Annotated in this window: 17 protein-coding genes; 12 read left to right on the forward strand and 5 right to left on the reverse strand. The window is 46.6% G+C overall.

Going from position 1 to position 20,557, the window contains the following annotated elements; translation table 11 throughout:
* Nucleotides 1-14 precede the first annotated feature (14 nt).
* Both JJU34_RS02315 and rhaM read right to left on the reverse strand, forming a co-directional pair.
* The gene (locus tag JJU34_RS02315) at nucleotides 15-2,831 is read right to left on the reverse strand and encodes a glycosyl hydrolase (RefSeq protein WP_228690706.1); all 2,817 of its coding nucleotides are present in this window, start codon (nucleotides 2,829-2,831) and stop codon (nucleotides 15-17) included.
* Nucleotides 2,832-2,861: 30 nt separating this feature from the next.
* Nucleotides 2,862-3,176, reverse strand: coding sequence for an L-rhamnose mutarotase (rhaM, locus tag JJU34_RS02320; RefSeq protein ID WP_228690707.1), 315 nt, complete (start codon nucleotides 3,174-3,176; stop codon nucleotides 2,862-2,864).
* A gap of 213 nt (nucleotides 3,177-3,389) precedes the next feature.
* On the opposite strand from rhaM, the gene JJU34_RS02325 reads away from it, so the two are divergent.
* The 4 genes from JJU34_RS02325 to JJU34_RS02340 all read left to right on the forward strand — a co-directional run bounded on the left by JJU34_RS02325 (nucleotide 3,390) and on the right by JJU34_RS02340 (nucleotide 9,810).
* The gene (locus JJU34_RS02325; RefSeq protein ID WP_228690708.1) at nucleotides 3,390-4,148 is read left to right on the forward strand and encodes an SDR family NAD(P)-dependent oxidoreductase; all 759 of its coding nucleotides are present in this window, start codon (nucleotides 3,390-3,392) and stop codon (nucleotides 4,146-4,148) included.
* Nucleotides 4,149-4,231: 83 nt separating this feature from the next.
* Nucleotides 4,232-7,678 carry a ThuA domain-containing protein gene (locus JJU34_RS02330; RefSeq protein WP_228690709.1) on the forward strand — a complete coding sequence of 1,149 codons (3,447 nt, stop codon included), beginning with the start codon at nucleotides 4,232-4,234 and terminating at the stop codon, nucleotides 7,676-7,678.
* 190 nt (nucleotides 7,679-7,868) lie between these two features.
* A complete protein-coding gene (locus JJU34_RS02335) occupies nucleotides 7,869-8,636 on the forward strand; it encodes an NRDE family protein (protein ID WP_228690710.1) in 768 nt (255 codons plus the stop codon).
* 193 nt (nucleotides 8,637-8,829) lie between these two features.
* Complete coding sequence (locus JJU34_RS02340) at nucleotides 8,830-9,810, forward strand: YpdA family putative bacillithiol disulfide reductase (protein WP_228690711.1); 981 nt, start codon at nucleotides 8,830-8,832, stop codon at nucleotides 9,808-9,810.
* Here the strand turns inward: JJU34_RS02340 and JJU34_RS02345 are convergent.
* Both JJU34_RS02345 and ade read right to left on the reverse strand, forming a co-directional pair.
* Nucleotides 9,800-11,143: a HAMP domain-containing sensor histidine kinase gene (locus JJU34_RS02345; RefSeq protein WP_228690712.1), complete on the reverse strand. Its 1,344-nt coding sequence runs from the start codon at nucleotides 11,141-11,143 to the stop codon at nucleotides 9,800-9,802. The two genes, JJU34_RS02340 and JJU34_RS02345, sit on opposite strands and share 11 nt — an antisense overlap.
* Nucleotides 11,144-11,161: 18 nt before the next feature.
* Complete coding sequence (gene ade / locus JJU34_RS02350) at nucleotides 11,162-12,823, reverse strand: adenine deaminase (RefSeq protein WP_228690713.1); 1,662 nt, start codon at nucleotides 12,821-12,823, stop codon at nucleotides 11,162-11,164.
* Between the two features lie 133 nt (nucleotides 12,824-12,956).
* Between ade and cmk the strand changes: the two genes are divergently transcribed.
* The 8 genes from cmk (at nucleotide 12,957) to JJU34_RS02390 (ending at nucleotide 20,049) form a co-directional block, all read left to right on the forward strand.
* On the forward strand, nucleotides 12,957-13,634 hold the full coding sequence (gene cmk / locus JJU34_RS02355) for a (d)CMP kinase (RefSeq protein WP_228690714.1): 678 nt from the start codon (nucleotides 12,957-12,959) through the stop codon (nucleotides 13,632-13,634).
* 11 nt (nucleotides 13,635-13,645) lie between these two features.
* Nucleotides 13,646-14,545 (forward strand): 4-hydroxy-3-methylbut-2-enyl diphosphate reductase, encoded by a 900-nt coding sequence (locus tag JJU34_RS02360; protein WP_228690715.1) that lies wholly within the window; start codon nucleotides 13,646-13,648, stop codon nucleotides 14,543-14,545.
* Between the two features lie 133 nt (nucleotides 14,546-14,678).
* Nucleotides 14,679-16,043 (forward strand): Na(+)-translocating NADH-quinone reductase subunit A, encoded by a 1,365-nt coding sequence (locus JJU34_RS02365; RefSeq protein WP_228690716.1) that lies wholly within the window; start codon nucleotides 14,679-14,681, stop codon nucleotides 16,041-16,043.
* A 5-nt stretch (nucleotides 16,044-16,048) separates the two neighbouring features.
* Nucleotides 16,049-17,251, forward strand: coding sequence for an NADH:ubiquinone reductase (Na(+)-transporting) subunit B (locus JJU34_RS02370; protein ID WP_228690717.1), 1,203 nt, complete (start codon nucleotides 16,049-16,051; stop codon nucleotides 17,249-17,251).
* Nucleotides 17,238-18,005, forward strand: a complete 768-nt coding sequence (gene nqrC, locus JJU34_RS02375) for an NADH:ubiquinone reductase (Na(+)-transporting) subunit C (RefSeq protein ID WP_228690718.1) — start codon at nucleotides 17,238-17,240, stop codon at nucleotides 18,003-18,005. The genes JJU34_RS02370 and nqrC overlap by 14 nt, the downstream gene beginning before the upstream one ends.
* A gap of 27 nt (nucleotides 18,006-18,032) precedes the next feature.
* Entirely contained in the window at nucleotides 18,033-18,716 is a 684-nt protein-coding gene (locus JJU34_RS02380) for an NADH:ubiquinone reductase (Na(+)-transporting) subunit D (RefSeq protein WP_228690719.1), read from the forward strand.
* A gap of 13 nt (nucleotides 18,717-18,729) precedes the next feature.
* The gene (nqrE, locus tag JJU34_RS02385) at nucleotides 18,730-19,341 is read left to right on the forward strand and encodes an NADH:ubiquinone reductase (Na(+)-transporting) subunit E (RefSeq protein WP_228690720.1); all 612 of its coding nucleotides are present in this window, start codon (nucleotides 18,730-18,732) and stop codon (nucleotides 19,339-19,341) included.
* Between the two features lie 102 nt (nucleotides 19,342-19,443).
* Nucleotides 19,444-20,049, forward strand: a complete 606-nt coding sequence (locus JJU34_RS02390) for a DUF502 domain-containing protein (protein ID WP_228690721.1) — start codon at nucleotides 19,444-19,446, stop codon at nucleotides 20,047-20,049.
* Between the two features lie 150 nt (nucleotides 20,050-20,199).
* Here JJU34_RS02390 and trxA read toward each other — a convergent pair whose 3' ends face one another.
* Entirely contained in the window at nucleotides 20,200-20,520 is a 321-nt protein-coding gene (trxA, locus tag JJU34_RS02395) for a thioredoxin (RefSeq protein ID WP_228690722.1), read from the reverse strand.
* Nucleotides 20,521-20,557: the final 37 nt, after the last annotated feature.

Raw genomic sequence — 20,557 nt, forward strand, 5'->3', positions numbered from 1 at the left:
TCGGCAAAGTTTTATCAGCGGTAAATTTCAATAGTAACCGGGCCTGCGATACCGGAAGGCATCACTTCCCAGCCGGAGGCGTCAAACGGTTTGTAGTCGATGTTTACAAAGTTGATTTCGTGATAGTTGCGCCATTCTTCTCCCTGCTGGTCCATATGCCGGATCCGGTTGGCCATCAGGTTGGCGACTTCCACTTTAAGGATATTTTTTCCAGCCACAACGTGGTCACTGATGTCGATTCGGAATGGCAGTCCATACACATAGCCCACCTCTTTACCGTTTAGCCAGACTTTGGCGCTTTCATGCACCGTTCCCAAGTCGAGGATGAGTACCTGTCCAGATTGGTCACTTAGGTCAAAGGTGGTTTCGTAAGCGCCGATGCCTGAAAAGGATCGGTTTCGGTTGTCCCCCCAGCTGGTCCATGGCTGTACAGTTTCCATGCTGCTGTTTTCGGGCAAAGCGGGACCGCCGGAAATAAATGTCACCTGCCATGGTCCGGGAAGTGTAAGTGTCTGCTGCTTGTCATTTCGGTAAGGCCAGGCGTTGATCGAAGCGGTTGTATTTGGCAATATTTTCACTATCTGGGATTCACCCGCTTCAATTTGAACCCTCACCTTCCACTGATTGGCTTCTTGCTTGGATTCAGCTTTCCCAGTGCGGCCGTGTTGGGGGTCCAATAGGATGGCTTCTTTGCCTCTGTGATTCAAAGGTATCCACGCATCTATGGTCGTGGCGGTATGGTTTACCAAATAATAGTAGGCTTCTTCGTCGGAGATGCGCCGGATAAACTTCAGTCCGGAGTCTGTCAGTGTTTCCCTTTCTACACCGGTATAGTTGAGAGCGTTTTGAAAGTCGCTACTGACTACTAGGAGGCCTTGACCATGCTTTGCCTCCCATATCCCGGAAGTTACGGGGCGAAAAGCGATACTTTCCCAAAGCTGGGCCAGCTTGGCTTTTTGTTCGGAAGCTTGGTAATATCCCGGGGCATCCTGTGGTTTTTTCTGAAAGATGATTCGTGCGCCGTTTTCAGCGAGGGCCATCAATGTCTCCAAGGTTTCCGGACGTATATAGGTCAGCTTCGGAACAAGAATAGCTTGGGCCAAACTTCCTCCTACCATGGCCAATTGACCGTCCTGCACCCGAAGGCTTTTCAACAGGGCATCAGACACAAAATCTACCGAATAGCCCTGGCCTATAAGTTGCTTGGAGGATTGGTAAAAGGGAGTGGGGTGCAGCCATTCGTCGATGTTGTGAACGGTGATCATTTTCGAAAGTCCCTTGGGGTCAGCCCAGACATCGTAAATGGGCCAATACATGAGAATCTCGTGCGAAGGCATTCCTGCCTGCAGCACGGATTGACTACGGGCAACAAAGTCATTGAATCCTCTGAAATGGCCCCACAGGCTGTTGTGGGTGGTTAGGTTCAGCGAAGCGTAAAACAGCCATCCTGGAAAAGCGAGCTCTTGGGGAGAGTACGTCACGCCGTGGTAAAACATGTGATTTATCCCGGCCAAAAAGGCCTGTTCCAACTCCGGTTTTGCCTGCGAATAGGAAGACTTGAAATGTTCGCCCAACCACGTAAAGGTTTCCGAAGAGACGAGGTTTTTTCCGGACAGGTGTGCAGCCGAGGAGGCAAACTTAAGCATTATCGGATCTGGGTCCACATTGCGAATGTCAGCGCTATCTCTTCGTAAACCGGGAATGGGGAAGTAGCTGGAGCCAAACGTTTCACCTTCGGGAATGTCCACTGTTGCGTAGAGGTCTAGCAGGTTTCCCGGTGACCCATGTGCTTGGTTTTTGGTTTTCTTCCCGTGCTTATGTGCCCAGTCTGTCCACTGCTGGGTAAAATTCTCCAGAAGCATGTCGCTGATGGTTTCCCGGTAATCCGATTTCAGCCGGGTGCCTGCTTCCGTCTGATCAGCCGCCAACAATGTCGGTAGGTGATGTTTTAAATCGTAGCCACGTTTTTTCTGAAAATAGTCGAAAAATCCCTCGGTGAAGTCTGATCCATATACTTCAAAGCTGTCGTTGTAAAAAGCCCGGATTGCGGGGGTGTTTCCGGAAAATGCCTCTTCGAAATGGGAGAGATAGGATTGTACCGACTCCCGTGAGTAATGGTCTAAGGTAAATCCCTGCCCGCCAGGAGCAGCCCGCTTGACCTGTTGGCCTGTTTGAACCTTGAAAATAGCCAGAATCTTGTGGGCTCCTTTCCCGTTCCAATTTAACGAGCCGTCCCTCTGTAGGCAATGGGTGATCTCGGCAGCCTTGCCATCCGCTGCATATGCCATGATATGTGCTACCTCATAGGCAACGCGCTCTGCTCTGTAGTCTTCCATTTTCACCGGCCGGTCGAGGTTTGTTCTGTCCCACGTGTATTGCTGCACCAGCATACGCTGGGCGGCCATTTCAGGCTTCACCCAAGGTCCCCCAAAGGGCCATCCGGTACCCTGGGTCAGGTCTATACCCATGTGATGTGTATTGGCTTCTGAAACGGTATGGTGCAGTAATTCCAGCCATTCTGGGCTCAGGTATTCCACGAACCGATCTTCAAACCCTTTAGCTCCGTAAATGGGGGCAATTTCCAGCCCTCCAAGGCCAGCGTCCGCGTATTCTTTCAATAAGTGCGTGATATTCTCTTTGTCTACTGCATTACCCATCCACCACCAGCGGGTCCAGGGTTTAGCGGTCCGTGATATTTCGGGCCAATAGCCGGGATTTTCTTCCGTTCGTTGCTGAGGCGATACCTGTCCTAGGACTGGGAATCCTAGGCAGATGAGGCAAAGCTTGAAGATGAGGTAAATACGGGTATTTTGGGTAGAGGTTTTTTCCATGTGTAAAGGTTTGGTCAACTGGCCGAACACCTATTTAAGGCTGAAAACTTTGGTCAAAGACTTGGTGATGGGAGAGTGGTCGGGATGGGTCTCCATGATATCGGCCATGTAAGCCCACCACTTTTTTACCACTTCGTTGCTGCCCAAATCCTGAGAGGATCCCTCACCCGCTGTCTGCTGAAACGCGAAGAGGGTATTGGTGGCATCGTCGAGGAATATATGGTAATCGGTGATGCCGGATTCTTTCAGCAGAGATTGTAGGGCTGGCCAGATTTCATCGTGTCTTCTCTGGTACTCCTCTGCAAACCCAGGCTTTAGTCTCATGGTAAAAGCAACTTGCTTCATCTGTCTCCTCATCGTAGTTGTTTCGAAATCTAGGTGAATTTACCTTAAAATGTAAATTTAACAAACAAATCACGCAAACGCTGTCCTGTACTTTCCCGTAGCCCATTTACCTTTTTCGTAAAATAGTACCGTTACTTATATAAAAAACGCAAGGCCCCTATGGATTCCTGCGGCTGATGTATTAGTTTAGGGGGCTATTTAGAAAAATCCAAAATGACAAAATTACGATTTGAGCATCGGGTAGCTGTGGTTACCGGTGCTGCTGATGGAATTGGCAGGGCCGTAGCCGAGCGTATTGCCGAAGAAGGAGGCAAGGTGGTCCTATGGGATATTCAAGAGAGCCTGCTGCAAAAAAGGCAAGAAGAGCTTCAGGCCGCCAAACGCGATTGCATGATCCAAGTGGTGGATGTTTCGGATGAAGAGCAGGTGAAAAAGGCATTTGCAGAGGCTGCGGATTTTTTTGGACGCATAGACATTTTGGTACATGCTGCGGGGATCGTAGGACCTACGCAGACCAAAATTACCGATTATGCTACGGAGGCCTTTGACCAAATTTATAAGATAAATCTGCGGGGTTCCTTTCTAGTGTGTAAGCATGTGATTCCCCACATGGAAAAAATTGATTACGGCAGGATATTGCTTATAGCATCCATCGCCGGTAAAGAGGGAAATCCCTTCATGGCGGGCTATTCGGCCACTAAGGCAGGTGTGATCGGTTTGGTAAAAAGCTTGGGTAAAGAATTGGCGGCTACCGGAATTACTGTGAATGGAATTGCGCCCGCAGTGATCAAAACGCCCATGAATTCGGATACCGCACCCGAACAACTGGAGTACATGGCATCCAAGATACCTATGCAACGCTTTGGGACAGTGGCTGAGACAGCTTCCTTGGCCGCATGGATCGTTTCCGAAGAGTCCAGTTTCAACACCGCTTTTGTATTTGATCTTTCGGGAGGAAGGGCCACCTACTAGGACCTTATTGACCCGACCTTTGAAATCGAGGAATTTGTCCTATCAACGGAAAATATTGACACCTATAACTAATCATGAATACGATGAATAAATGCCTAAAACCTATTGGCGTGTTGCTTTTGCTGCTTTTTGCCTCGATGACTGTGTTTGTTTCCTGCACCGGGAGGTCGGGCAACCCCAAAGTCTTGGTGTTCAGCAAAACAGCCGGATACTACCATCAGTCGATTCCCGATGGCATCGCAGCCATACTGCGGCTAGGTGCCGAACATGGATTTGACGTGGACACTACCAAGAATGCAGCCATGTTTACCGAGGAAATTCTGAAGGACTATGATGCAGTCATATTTCTCAGCACGACCGGAGACGTGTTGGATCACTACCAACAAGCTGATTTTGAACGCTACATTCAGGCTGGTGGCGGTTTTGTGGGCATCCATGCTGCTGCTGACACAGAATATGATTGGCCTTGGTTTGCAAAAATGGTGGGTGGCAACTTCTTGGATCATCCAGGGATCAACGATCCACACCCCAACGTGCAGGATGGGATGCTGGACGTGGTGGATAGGGACCACCCCACTACCCGCTTCCTGCCGGAAAAATGGGGTAGAAAAGACGAATGGTACAGCTACAAAAACTTCAATGAAGCGGTAAACGTGCTGATTACCTTGGATGAGGACAGCTATCAGGGAGGTGTGGACATGGGATATCATCCGATTGCTTGGTATCATGAGTACGACGGTGGCAGGGCTTTCTACACCGGTGGTGGGCATACCAGCGAGTCGTTTACCGAAGAGTTGTTTTTGAAACATATTCTGGAGGGCATTCAGTACGCTATTGGAAAAAAAGGCAAGCGGGACTATTCGAAGGCTGTCAGCAAGCGCGTACCCGAGGAGGATCGATTTGAAAAAACCACACTTGCCTCAGGGGTATTTACCGAACCCGTCGAGATGGCTATTTTGCCTAATCTGGATATTTTGGTTGCCCAGCGAAGGGGCGAGGTGCTTCTTTACAAGCAAGATGGGTCTGTAGTTAAGCCTGCTGGACTACTCGATGTATATTGGAGAACGGACGTACGTGGTGTAAATGCCGAGGAGGGTCTGTTGGGATTGCAGATAGATCCGAATTTTGCCACCAACCGATGGGTATATCTTTTTTACAGCCCAACGGGTGAATGGGTGAACAGGCTTTCCCGCTTCAAATTTGAAAACGATGAACTGAATATGGCTTCAGAGCAGGTGATCCTGGAGTTTTACTCGCAGCGGGATATTTGCTGCCATACTGGCGGATCCATAGCTTTTGACAAGGATGGATTGCTCTATGTCTCAGCTGGTGACAATGCGACACCCTTTAACCAGGCCAATTCCCGGTTTACACTGCGTGGATACGCCCCTATTGACGATCGCCCTGGAAGGGAACAGTACGATGCGGCTCGTTCTTCCGGAAATAGCAACGATTTAAGGGGTAAGATCCTTCGGATAAAAGTCAACGAAGACGGAAGTTACGATATCCCTGAGGGGAATTTGTACCCGAAAGGTCAAGAAGGAACCAGACCGGAGATTTACGTGCAGGGTAACCGAAATCCCTACCGTATTTCCGTTGACAAAAAGACGGGATACCTTTATTGGGGTGAAGTGGGTCCTGACGCGCGGGCCGATAGTCTAGGGATAAGAGGCCCCATGGGGTACGATGAGGTAAACCAAGCAAAAAAGGCAGGCAATTTTGGATGGCCGTTTTTTGTGGGCGATAATTATCCCTATACGGCATACAATTTCGATACAGGGGAATCGGGTATTACATTTGATCCCCAAAAGCCGGTGAATATATCCCGAAATAATACGGGCATTCGTGAACTGCCGCCGGCTCAACCCGCCTTTATTTGGTACCCTTATGTGGAATCCGCAGAGTTTCCCCAAGTAGGCACAGGAGGCAGGAATGCCATGGCCGGGCCGGTGTATTATTCGGACCTTTACCCCAATGGGGGAGGTCTGCCGGACTATTTTGACGGCAAGCTGTTCATCTATGAATGGATTAGGGGCTGGGTAAAAGTTGTCACGATGGATGAAAACGGCGACTACGAGAAGATGGAGCCATTCATGCCAGGCACCCGTAACAACGCATTGATTGATATGGAGCTCGGTCCCGACGGGAAGTTATACTACTTAGAGTATGGGAATGGATGGTTTTCCAAAAACCCGGATGCGGCGCTGTCAAGGATAGACTACAACCCAGGCAACCGGGCGCCCGTGATTACATCGATCCGTGCAGACAATACTTCCGGTGCATTGCCCTTCGAAGTGAACCTACAGGCAGAGGTTCGGGATCCTGAGAAAGATAAACTCAGCTTCCAGTGGGATTTGGGAAATGGGGAAGTAGTGGAAACCAGCGAGCCCACCCTAACTTACACCTTTAATCAAGTGGGTGACTACGCTATTCGTCTCCGTGTTACGGACACGGGCGGCCTCACTACGGTCTCACAAGCTGTGGAGGTATATGCCGGTAACATCACACCATTAGTCCAAATCAAGGTAGCAGGTAATCAATCCTTTTATTTCCCAGGCCAAAAAGTGAATTACGAGGTGAATGTAGATGACCCAGACGATCCTAGTGCAGCTTCCGATTTGTCCTCTCTATATGTGGTGGCGGATTATATGGAAGGGTTCGACCAAGCAGAGGCGTCTATGGGGCATCAGGTGATGACTGAGGCGATGGCTGGAAAGAGCCTAATGGAGTCGCTCACTTGCAAGACCTGTCACAAGGTGGACGAGCCGTCCATTGGACCCGCCTACCTAGAGGTAGTTAGAAAATACCGCAACAGCCCAACGGCGGAGGCACACTTGATTAATAAGATCATGAAAGGAGGGTCCGGTGTATGGGGTGAGACCATGATGCCTGCCAACCCAGATGTAAAGGAAGGTGATGCGAAAAAGATCATTGCTTATATACGTTCCTTGGCTGATGAATCTAGCCGGCAGCCGTCGTTACCGGCTATCGGTTCATTGGATCCAACCCTTGGCAAACCGGTGTCGGATTTTGGAACACTTCGGATTACCGCTACTTACACGGACAAGGGTGGCCAAAACATTAAGCCTCTTACCGGAGGAGGTGTACTTTACTTGAGAAATCCCAAGCTAGATTTTGCAAGTATGCATAAGGAAAATTTTGGCACGGTTGACGTACAGGGTAGGACCATTCTGATTTCGGCTACCGATAAGGAAAGTTGGGTAGCTATAGGAAATATTGACTTAACGGGAGTTCAATCTCTGGAAATGCAGTTGGGAAGTCGCCAACCGATGGTGTATGGCTATCAGATCACTCTAAGAAAAGGTAGCAGTGACGGGGCTGAAATCGCCTCGAAGGTTGTTCGGGGTGCTGATATGAAGGAGGCGCAAGGTCGTTTTTCTGGGATGGTACGTTTGCCCTTTGCCTCGGGCGTAGGTGGTAAGCAAGAGGTGTATTTGGTAGTATCCCCGTTGAATAATGAGGAGTCTGTAGCCATGTCTATAGCCGCTGCCGAAATGAAAGCACGGTAAAATCCTTTCGAATGGTTGTGGCGTCCTGTTCCAATTTATGCTGGAGCAGGACGCTCTTTTCTTTGGCGAATTGTCCTTCAGAGGCGTGTAGCCAAAGGGGTTATCCAAAGATCGGGAAGGTGGAAAAAACTTCTTTGGCTTTGTGTTTGTTAGCATACTCGGTGTAGTTGGGATTAATTGAGGAAGTTTTATGTGTCTGATCGCATTCAATTGGATAGATCATCCAATGTACAAAATGGTGTTAGTGGCCAATAGGGACGAGTATTTTGAACGGCCAAGTGCTTCTTTGCATGTATGGGAGGAGGGGTTTTATGCTGGAAAGGATTTGAAAGCAGGAGGTACTTGGATGGGTATCCATCCGAACGGAAGGTTTGCTGCGCTGACAAATTTTAGGGATATTCCCAATGAATCGGCAAGCAGAAGAAGCCGGGGGGAGTTGATTCCTGCATTCTTGTCTAGAAAGGATTCTGTGCCGACATTTATCACAAACCTTCAGGAGACAAAGAATCAGTACAACGGATTTAACCTGTTACTTGCAGAAAACGGAGAAATGTGGTTTATCTCCAATTACCAACGCTCGGTTCAGCGCGTCACTCCAGGATTGCACGGACTAAGCAATGCCCTGTTGGATACTCCCTGGCCGAAAGTGGAAAAAGCAAAGCAGGAAGTGGCCAATTTGATTTTGCAAAAAGAGATCAGGCTAGAGGAAGTTGGTTCATTGTTGCAGTCACGGGAGTTGGCGTCAGCGGAAAGGCTGCCCACTACGGGACTGTCTGCACATTTGGAAGAAGCAGTATCAGCCCAGTTTATCGAAGTGGAGGATTATTACGGGACAGTGAACACCACGGCGCTTTTATGGAAGCATAGTGGTGAGGTTGAATTGTTGGAACATCGATTGATTCCGCACCAGGTAAGCACCCGGAAGGCTTTTTCAATGGATGCGATACTGATGAGTTGAAACGAGCTTCGTTCGAACGGTCCTCTCAAGTCCAATTTGGTAAGCGTGTTTTACGTTGGGATGTTTTTCCCATATGCTGGATTTTACCCGGTAGATATATGCCCCGATTAGTTGGAGCGGAATAGGCTTGACATGGTTTTCCATCAATCGTTGGTGGGCAGAGGATTACCAACGAAATAGCAAATATATTACTATGAACAAATTGGATGTGTTGATTATCGGAGGCGGCCCGATAGGCATTGCCTGTGGTGTGGAAGCTGAGAAAAAGGGGTTGAACTACCTCATTATCGAAAAGGGTGTCCTCACAAATTCGATTTTCCATTACCCGTCAAATATGACATTTTTTTCGACCTCCGAAAAGCTAGAGATGGCCGACATACCCTTTATGTCGATTGCCAATAAGCCAACACGTACAGAGGCGCTCGAGTACTACAGGCGAATTGTCAAGCATTATCGATTAAGGATACACCTCTACGAGGAAGCGCTCACGTTGATGAAAAACCCTGAGGGCGTGTTTGAAGTACTAACCAACAAGGGTGCTTATCGTGCAGACCATTTGGTGATGGCTACAGGTTTTTACGATCTGCCCAACAAGATGGAGGTACCCGGCGAGGATCTTCCCAAAGTATCTCATTACTACAAAGAGCCATGGCCCTATATAGGGCAAAAGATCATTGTGGTAGGAGGGGGAAATTCTGCGGTGGATGTTGCCCTCGAAACATGGAGGAAAGGAGCAGATGTAACGATGGTCGTAATGAAGCCTACAATTGATCAAACAGTGAAATACTGGGTGCTTCCAGACATTGAAAACCGTATCAAAGAAGGTTCCATCAAGGCATATTTTAACGCAACCATTTCCTCCATTGAGGCGGATCACGTGTGGGTGGAGACACCGGATGGAAGCGTCAAGCTTCCGAATGATTTTGTGTTGGCCATGACAGGTTATAGACCCAATTTTGCGTTGCTGGATCAACTAGGCGTAGCCCTGAGCCTCGACGAGCACAAAAAACCCTGCTACGATAATCAGAGTCAAGAATCCAACGTTTCTGGGCTATATCTCGCGGGCGTGGTGTGCGGGGGCTTAAATACACGTGAGTTTTTTATAGAGAACACCATAGTGCATGCAGCCTACATTATGAACGATATTTCCGCGAAGAAAAAGGCTATTGGTTGAGCAGCTCTTGGTCCGATGTGAGCTTGGCTGGAAAGCGCAGTGTAAAGGTACTACCTACACCTTCTTTGCTCCGGACCTCGATGCTCCCGCCTAGTTTTAGGGCGTTTTGGTAGCAAATGTGGAGCCCCATCCCAGTACCTTTTTCGTTTGCCGTACCGTAGGTGGGCTTGATTTCCAATTGGAAAATATTGGTAATTTTTTGTTCCGGAATACCTATGCCGGTGTCTTCGACCGAGATGATGATTTGACGGTCGTCGCTGCTGATTTCACACCAGATTGTTCCTCCTTTATTGGAAAACTTGATCGCATTTTGGATCAAATTTCTGACAATTAACAAAATTCGGTCTGTCTCACCGTTCACCTCGGGGTTGCCGTTAAAGTTTACATTTAGCGTCAGTTGTTTTTGAGAGGCGATAGATGTCATGATATCTAGCGTATCTTGCAATAGCGACTTTAAATCGACTTGGCGGATTCGGTTTTGCGTTCTGTTTAATTCAAAAGAAGACCATTCAAGGATATTTTCCATCATCCGGTAGGTCCTTTTGGTGTTTTTTAGTAGTTCGCCGTGAATAAAATCCATTTCTTCTGCAGTAAGGCTATCGGCTTGATCAATTAGCTCCAAGGTCTGCAGAATGGAGTTAAGTGGGTTTCTCAAGTCGTGGGCGATGATGGCAATGATCTTATCCTTTTGCTGGTTGAGATTGTTCAGGTCCCGGTTGAGTAGTGCTAGCTCGTTGCGCTTGAACTCCGCCTCCGATTTTTGAAACTGGTAATATTGTTTGAGGGTGGTTAGCAGTAGGGTGATGCCTAGTATAGACCCAATATAGGTCAATACATGGTCTATGAACAAATAGTTTTCTGACGTATAGTTCGCCGGTATCCAGCTGGAATGGTAAGTTCCCAGATAGTAAAGTACCACAAAAAATGAAATATTGACAGCGGTCCATCCTGGAATCATTTTCAGAGGCGCAATGCTGATAAGCACCACATTCATCAGAATAAAGATATAGGAAGTAGGTCCTAAGACGCCATCGTTTAAAAAGAAATTGATAGTGATCAGCGGATAGCTGAGTCCACCGAATAGGTAGAGGGATAGCTGATAGCGGTTTTTTATCCGGATTAAGTAATAAATGAACGCTAGAGGGCCTAGTGTCAGAAAAGAAATCAGTGTTAACCAAGTTTGTCCGATAAAGATATTGATTACCCCCATAGCTACTAGGTATACCGCAATGATGAAAAGCATGGAGTTAAAAATCTGCTTTTCCATTACCGGAGTTCGGTACCAAAAAAACCAAGACTTTATTTGCTCCTTCATCCTATTCCAACTAGCCATACACCTAGGGATAACTTTCTAAATCAGGTCGTTGTATAAAGGTACGAAATTAAATGAATTTCCATCAAACAGACCTTTGTCGCTAAGCTTTAAATCGGGGATCACCAGGAGGGCCATAAAGCTCAAGGTCATGTAGGGTGAAGCCAAAGTACACCCTAAGCGCTCTTTGGCCAAACGGTCTAGTTCAGTGTAACGTGCCGCTGTTATAAAGGCATCTTCCGTGGTCATCAGGCCAGCAACAGGAAGAGGTAATATCTTGCAATTTTCTCCATCACATAGTGACAGGCCTCCTTTTTGGGAAATGATCGCATTTACCGCCTCTGTCATGGAGCGATCATTTGCTCCGACCACTACGATGTTGTGCGAATCGTGGGCTACAGAGGAGGCAATGGCACCCCTTTTCAATCCGAAATTCTTAATAAACGCAACAGCGGGCGGCGCTTTTTTGTAGCGGTTGACCACGGCCAGTTTCAGGACATCCTGTGTCGTATCGGAAATCAGATTGCCTCCGGAAGGAGATAGGGTGGCCCAGTCCTGCTTGGTGACCAACTGCCCTTCCTCCGCAACGATGACTCTAACGGCCTTTCCCTCATCGTTGACCCGAAGGGATGCTTCTTGGATAGGGCCTACTGCAAACTGGTTTATAGTTTCCGTTTTTACAGAGGGGATCAGGGTATCGTGCAGGTTGGAAACGACAAGGCCATTAATATAGGTTGACTGTACGGAAAACTCCTTCAGATCCTCCACTACGATGAAATCTGCCGGGTCTCCTTTCCGAAGGGTGCCCACCTCCAATCCATAGTGGTTTACTGGGTTGATGCAGGCTGCCTGCAGCACATCAAATACGTTTTTTCCCAGCTTGATAGCTCTAGCCACCAGTTGGTTGATATGTCCTTCTAGCAGGCTGTCCGGGTGTTTGTCGTCTGAGCAGAACATCAGGCTTTCCGGATACTTGTCCATCAAATTGATCAAGGCGTCGAAATTTTTGGCGGCACTACCCTCCCGAATGGCTATTTTCATTCCCAATTGAATCTTGTAGGCTGCTTCCTCGTAGGTAAAGCATTCGTGGTCGGTACTCATGCCGGCTTGGATGTATGCTTTTGCCCTATCCCCGGTTAGTCCCGGGGCATGCCCATCGATCGGTTTTCCTGCCTTTTTTGCCCATTCGATTTTTTGCGTGATCGTTTCATCCCGATAGATCACGCCTGGCCAATTCATCATTTCCGCCAAGTAGTGGATGCGTTTATCAGACATCAACTTGGCGATCTCGGAGACCCCAATGGTCGCCCCAGCCGTCTCAAAGGTGGTGGCCGGAACACAGGATGGAGCACCGAAATAGAACTTAAAATTGACAGAATTACCATTTTCAATCATATAGTTCACCCCCTCCATACCGCAAACATTGGCGATTTCGTGTGGATCGGAGACAGTGGCCACCGTGCCGTGAAGGACTGCAAGCCGCGCAAACTCGGATGGAACCAAAAGAGAGGACTCGATGTGAATGTGCGCATCAATAAATCCGGGAAGGATAAATCGCGTAGGGGCACTTTTCAGGGGTGTGATAGCGGCAATGCGACCATTACGTACGGAAATTTCTGCTGGGTAAATGACCTTATGGTAAATGTCTACGTATTGCCCCGTTATGTTAACGATATTATCGTCAGTTGGCGTTTTTATCATAAATAGCAAAATAAAATCCAAGCATCATTGAGAAATAAAAAATTCTAAATGGCTGTACTATACCTGTAATCGATTTAAAACTACTATATTTGCAGCCGAATATTCAATTGACGTCAAAAGCAACTTTTCCTTAATGAAAAAAATCATTATCGCTATAGATGGCCTTTCTGGATGCGGAAAAAGCACCACGGCGAAGTCGGTGGCAAAGGTGTTGAAATATGCCTACATCGATTCTGGGGCCATGTATAGAGCTGTGACTCTCTATTTTTTGAACAAGCACACTAATTTAAGTAATATTCAGGAGATACGGCAATCATTAGAGTCGGTAAATATCGATTTCCATGTAGATGACAAGGACGGAAGCCAGCGCATTTTTTTAAACGGCAAGGATGTAGAAGACGAAATTAGGGGGATGCCGGTCACTGACCAAGTAAGTGAAGTGAGCAAAATCAAAGAAATTAGACAGGCATTGGTGGCTAAGCAGCGGCAGCTAGGCTCTAAAAAGGGGGTGGTGATGGATGGACGCGACATAGGCACGGTGGTTTTTCCGGATGCTGAGTTAAAAGTCTTTATGTCTGCAAAACTTGAGGTGCGGGCTGCACGTAGGTTAAAAGAGCTTCAGGGGCGAGGTCAGCATGCGGATTTGGATCAGATTAGGGAAAATTTGGCTAAACGGGATCACTTGGATAGCAGCAGAGCCGAAAGTCCATTGGTAAAAGCAGCGGATGCCGTGGAAATAGATACCAGCGACCTGCAATTTGAAGACCAAGTGGCAAGGATTTTGGAGCTTGCGAGGGATAAAATGAACTGAACGACAACGGCATGGAAGTAACAATTGATAAAAATTCCGGTTACTGCTTTGGGGTGGAGTACGCCATCCAAATGGCTGAGGATGAAATGGAGGGTGAAAACACGCTTTATTGCCTGGGAGATATCGTCCACAACGATATGGAAGTAAAAAGGCTAAGCGAAAAGGGCCTGAAGGTGATAGACCGTGACCAGCTGAAATGTCTGTCCGATTGCAAGGTGCTCATTCGGGCGCATGGCGAGCCACCCGAGACGTATAGGTTGGCCATAGAGAATAACATTGAGCTGATTGACGCCTCCTGTCCGGTGGTATTGAAGCTTCAGCATCGCGTGAAGAATGCCTTTGACAAAATGGAGCGTGAGCAGGGGCAGATTGTTATATATGGTAAGAAGGGCCACGCCGAAGTAATCGGTTTGACGGGTCAAACGCTGGAGAAAGCGATCGTGGTCATGGAAGACAAGGACCTAGATCGAATTGATTTCAGCAAACCCGTGACGCTTTTTAGCCAGACAACAAAAAGTACGAAGGGTTTCTACGCGCTGAAGGAAAAGATTGAAGATCGGATACGACAGGCAAAAGGCTCTCTGACGGAGCTTGATTTCAACGCGAATGATTCCATTTGCAGACAGGTATCCAACAGGGAACCGCAGCTTTCACGCTTCGCCGCTGAAAACGACGTAATCGTATTTGTATCGGGCAAGAAAAGCTCTAACGGGAGGGCGTTGTTTCAAGTATGTCAACAGGTAAACACCCGCAGCTATTTCATCGAGAACGAGGAGGAGATTGACCCTTCTTGGTTTGAGTCGGCTACCAAAATTGGGATCTGTGGTGCTACTTCTACCCCCATGTGGTTGATGGAGCAAATTCGGGATTTTATCAACAGACTGGAGGACAAAGCGGTATTAGCCCAGTAATACAACCAAGCATTGATGTCTGTGCTAACATGGCACAGCCTGCAATAAATAGCGGATTTAACTTCTAATAACTGATGTAATTTATTAGATTTGAGCCGTTTTTCAAAGGATCATGTAGTTTTAAAATTCAAATATGTCAAAACTAGTAAAGCTAAAGAAAGGGTTTGATATAAACTTAGCCGGTAAAGCCGAGAAAAAAGTTGAGGGCTTTTCAGCGGTTAAAACCTTCGCTATCAAACCGACAGACTTCCTTGGAATGGAAAGGCCCAAGGTGCTAGTCAAAGAAGGGGACACAGTAAAAGCAGGTACCCCTTTGTTATTTGATAAAAAAATGGAAAAGGTGCAGATGGTGGCACCGGTATCCGGCGAAGTGGTCGAAATTAAGCGGGGAGAAAAAAGAAAACTTCTCGAGATAAAAATTTTGGCAGATAGCGAAATCGTCTTCGAGACCTTCGAAAAATTTTCTGATGCGGACATACAGGCAGCGAGCCGGGAGAAACTGATAGACCGGATGGCCCAAGGGGGCGTTTGGCCACAGATCATACAGCGCCCGTTTGGCATCATCGCTAATCCCGATGACGAGCCAAAATCCATTTTTATCTCTGGCTTTGACAGTCACCCATTGGCCCCCGATTACGATGTTTTGTTGAAGGGTCAAGAAAAAGCTTTTCAGACTGGTATTGACATATTGAAAAAACTGACGAAGGGAAAAGTTTACCTAGGAGTAAAAGCGGAAGGTAGCAGCCCCGCGGCCTTCGATAATCTAAAAGAAGTAGAAGTCACCAAATTTTCCGGACCGCATCCTGCGGGAAATGTGGGCGTTCAGATACATCACGTAGACCCTATTTGTAAAGGCGAAATCGTGTGGACCGTAAACCCCTACGGAGTAGTACAAATAGGAAAGTTGTTTCTTAACGGGGTGTACGATGCTTCCAAAGTGATTGCGCTCACCGGTTCAGAGCTCAAAAAGACCGTTTATGCACAAACCTATATGGGAGCCTGCGTGGACAGCTTTGTGGCAGGTAATACCAAATCCGATAACGTACGGGTGATATCCGGCAATGTATTGACCGGTACGAAGATTAATAAAGACGGATATTTGGGGTATTACGATCACCAACTAACAGTTATTCCGGAAGGAGATTATTACGAATTTATGGGGTGGCTAAAGCCTACTTCGGATAAATTAAGTTACCATAGAGCGCTTGGCCTGCTATCCTTTTTATTTCCAAAGAAGGAGTTTGTGTTGGACACCAATACACGCGGAGAGGAACGCGCATTTGTTTCGACTGGAGTATTCGAGAGTGTAACCCCCATGGACATTTACCCCGTATATCTCATGAAGGCTATCATGGCCGAAGATTATGACGATATGGAGGAGTTGGGAATCTATGAGGTGATCGAAGAAGATTTGGCATTGTGCGAATTCGTCGATGTCTCCAAACACCCTGTGCAGGAAATTGTTAGAAAAGGTATAGAACTGATACAATATAGTTAATCCATATGAAGTTTTTACGAGATCTGTTAGATAAGCAGAAGCCACTCTTCCAAAAGGGCGGCAAGTTAGAAAACTTGTACTATTTGTTTGAAGCGGGTGAAACGTTCATGTTTACACCCAATCATACCACGAGTACAAGAGGAGCGCAGATTAGAGATGCGATCGACCTGAAGCGGATGATGATCACCGTGGTAATCGCCATGATCCCCTGTCTGCTTTTTGGAATATACAATGTAGGACACATGCATTTCCTTGCGGTGGAGGATGCCTCTGCCACCTTTGGAGATAAGTTTCTGCTAGGCGCCACGCTCGTTCTTCCCATCGTGTTGGTGTCCTATGCGGCAGGGGGGCTTATTGAGGCTGTCTTTGCTGTTGTCAGAAAACACCCAATCAACGAAGGTTTCCTGGTAACAGGTATGTTGATTCCTTTGGTAGTACCTGCAACTACGCCTTTGTGGCAGGTTGCATTGGCTACGATTTTTGCTGTGGTAATCGCCAAGGAGGTTTTTGGAGGTACTGGGATGAATATCCTGAACGTGGCCATGACGGCTAGGGCCTTTTTGTACTTTGCGTATCCTGCACAGATTTCCGGAGATACCGTCTGGACCTATTTGGGAGATAAAACTCCCGATGCATTTTCCGGTGCGACGGCGCTTTCGGTAGTCTATCAGGCGGGTCAGTCCGGTGAAAATGCCGTTGCAGCATTAAATGGTCACAACGCGGGCATCATGGATGGCATGTTTAGCTTTGCCAATATGTTTTTTGGGTTTATTCCAGGATCAATTGGCGAAACATCTACATTGATGGTGTTGATCGGCGCTGCCATTTTGATATTTACGGGTGTGGCTAGTTGGAAGATTATGGCTGGTGCTTTTGGAGGTGCTTATCTGATGGGCTTGGTAATGGAGCTGCTGGCAGTTAACGAGTATATGGCGCTACCGTCTCATTATCACTTGGTGATGGGAGGCATTGCTTTCGGGATCGTATTTATGGCCACTGATCCGGTTTCTGCTTCCCAGACCGAGGCAGGGAAATGGATATACGGATTGTTGATTGGTGTTTTGACCATCATTATCCGGGTAACCAATCCGGCTTATCCAGAGGGAATCATGTTGGCAGTTCTCTTTATGAACGTCTTCGCTCCCCTTATAGATCATTATGTAGTTCAGGCAAACAAAAAAAGGAGGTTACAACGTGCAACAGTCTAATGCTTATGTGATTACGTTTTCCGTAATCCTAACCATCGTTTTGGGCTTATTACTTTCTGGTACAGCAGAAGTATTGAAGCCGATACAGAAAAAGGCGGAGGCCTTGGATACCAAGAAGCAAATTCTCGGAGCGGTAATTTCAGCGGAAGACATCCGTAAAATGAAAGCGGAAGAGATTGATGCCTTTTACGAGAGTAGAATATCCTCCAAGGTAGTTAATATAGAAGGCGAGGAAGTCACTGAACAAGACGGTGTGGCTGTTACTGCTGAAACCGTTGATGTAGGTAGAAATTATAAGAAGGCTCCTGCCGATAGGTTGTACCCTGTCTTTATCTTTCACAAAGAAGGTAATGAGGAAGCCGTTGAAGCGTATATTTTGCCAGTGTATGGTGCGGGACTTTGGGATAGTATCTGGGGTTACCTTGCATTACAGACCGATTTGAATACAATAGAAGGAGTTACGTTTGCTCATGCCGGAGAAACCCCCGGTCTTGGAGCTAGAATCACCGCAGGAGAGGTTCAGTCTCGCTTTGAAGGCAAAAAGATATTTGACGAAAGCGGAAACCTTGAGTCTGTAAGCATGCAGAAGGGAGAAGGAAAAGACTATTCCGGAGATCCTCATAAAGTAGATGGCCTGTCTGGTGCTACCATTACTGCGGTAGGCGTAAACAAGATGTTGGAGGCATATCTAGGCCATTATAAGGCATATTTGGATAAGAAAAAATCCAACAAGGATGTTATGGCCATTAATTAATTTTAGAACGTTTCAATTCTATATAAGATGAGTGCAGAAACCGCTGAGAAAGTAAACGTAGTAAAGGAAGTAGAGCCTTTATTGTCCAAGAGAAGAAAGAAATTGATCACCGATCCCCTGGTGGATGACAACCCGATTACCATTCAGGTATTGGGGATATGTTCCGCATTGGCGGTGACTACACAGATGCAACCTACATTGGTTATGGCGCTGTCTGTAATATTTGTAATGGTTATGGCAAACCTAACCATTTCCCTATTGCGAAATACGATACCCACCCGGGTTCGTATTATCGTACAGCTCGCCGTAGTAGCGTCGTTGGTTACATTGGTGAATGAGATACTGAAAGCTTTTGCTTTTGATATGTACAAAGAGCTGTCGGTGTTCGTAGGGTTGATTATTACCAACTGTATTGTCATGGGACGACTAGAGGCTTATGCGTTGGGTAACAAGCCTTATGATTCTATTTTAGATGGATTTGGAAGCGCCCTAGGTTATTCTTGGATCATCCTAGCAGTAGCTTTCTTCAGGGAATTATGGGGTTCAGGATCGGTATTTGGAGTTCCGGTATTCGATGCAGTTTCCGGGCTATTTGGCGAAAACTTCAATTTAGCAACCAATGGTTTGATGGTAAGTCCAGTAGGCGCTTTTATTATCCTTGGGCTAATCATCTGGGTACAGCGTACCAAGACTGGATATGTAGAACACTAAAAACGAAAGAGAAATGGAATTATTCAGCTTAGGAATCCGATCGATCTTTATCGACAACATGGTTTTCGCCTACTTTTTGGGAATGTGTTCTTTCTTGGCCGTTTCTAAAAAAGTAAGCACTGCCTTGGGCTTGGGAGCAGCCGTCATTTTCGTGTTAACCATCACTGTGCCGTTAAACTGGTTGTTAAATGAGTTTATACTTAAGGAAGGAGCACTGGCCTTTTTGGGAGAGGGGTTGGCATCTGTGGACCTCAGCTTCCTTCGATTCATCATGTTTATTGCCATTATAGCCGCCATGGTCCAATTGGTAGAAATGGTAGTTGAAAAATTTGCTCCAGCGCTCTACGGTGCCTTAGGAATCTTCCTTCCACTGATAGCGGTAAACTGCGCGATCTTGGGGGGGTCTCTTTTTATGGCACAGAGAGACTATACTCTGGCAGAGGCCACAGTATACGGCTTTGGATCAGGGACTGGCTTCTTTTTGGCTATCGTAGCTTTGGCAGCTATCCGTGAAAAACTAAAGTATTCCAATGTGCCAAACGGGCTAAAAGGCTTGGGTATTACCATGCTCATTACCGGCTTGATGGGCATTGCCTTCATGTCCTTTATGGGGATCGATTTGTAAAGTCAATGGTAGTCATTAAGTTAAAAAAGCCCTGTTTTCTGAAAGCAGGGCTTTTTTTGGTACACTTTTTATTGTTGGTTCCGATTATAAATTAGACTTGCCATGTCCAGCTTCACATCTAAAAGAATCCTCGGGTATTTCTTCCGTGGATTGTTGTTTGTAGTTCCATTTGCGCTTACCGCGTATATTATCCTTTTGGCAGTACAATTTCTCGATAACTTGATTCCGATTAATGTTCCCGGTCTCGGTATTTTGCTTGTATTTGCGATCGTGACCTTAGTAGGCTACATGACCAGCCTATTCTTAACCCGGTCCATCTTTGAGGAGCTGGAAAAGATTGTATTTAAAATTCCTCTGGTAAATATTCTATATACCAGCATCAAAGACCTGATGTCTGCTTTTGTAGGGGATAAAAAGAAATTCAATACACCTATTATTGTGAAGCTCTCAGAGAACATGCACCGGTTAGGGTTCATGACTCAAGGTGATCTCAATACTTTGGGTGAACCTAGTCTGGTATCGGTTTATTTCCCCCATTCCTATAACTTTAGTGGCAACCTGTATTTGGTCCCTCGGGAAAATGTTCGGGTACTAAAAAATGTCAACAGTACCGAGATCATGAAGTTTATCGTCTCAGGAGGGGTTTCGCAACTTAGCCAACCGAACGCCAACTCAGTACCTACTGAGGAACCTGGTGGGCTCCTTTAAAAGGGTCATAAAGTAAGTCAGATCGTAGGTAGACGACGTGTAATTGCGCATTCCTTAAAGATAAAACGAAGAAAGCTGCCTTAAATGGGCAGCTTTCTTCGTTTTATGTAGTATTCGCTGTAGAATTTCGAATATAATTTGCAGTTTAGTTTAAAGATGAGCTTCTAGTTTTTGGCTCAGTATGGATTTTGGTGCTGCGCCGATGTGCTTTTCCACTACTTGACCATCTTTGAATATCAACAGCGTCGGGATACTTCTTACACCAAATTTCATGGTAATTTCCGGGTTGCTGTCTACATCCAGTTTACCTATGACAGCCTTCCCTTCGTATTCACCGGCCAACTCTTCCACAATGGGACCAATCATTTTACAAGGTCCGCACCACTCAGCCCAAAAATCTACTAATACAGGATGCTCTGATTTCAGTACTTCCTCAAAGTTAGCGTCGGTAATTTCTATTGTTTTTGCCATTTCTGTTTAGTTATCAATTTATTACAGATCATATAAG

Origin of the sequence: Lunatimonas sp. (assembly GCF_020832325.1) — a bacterium.
GTDB lineage: Bacteria > Bacteroidota > Bacteroidia > Cytophagales > Cyclobacteriaceae > Lunatimonas.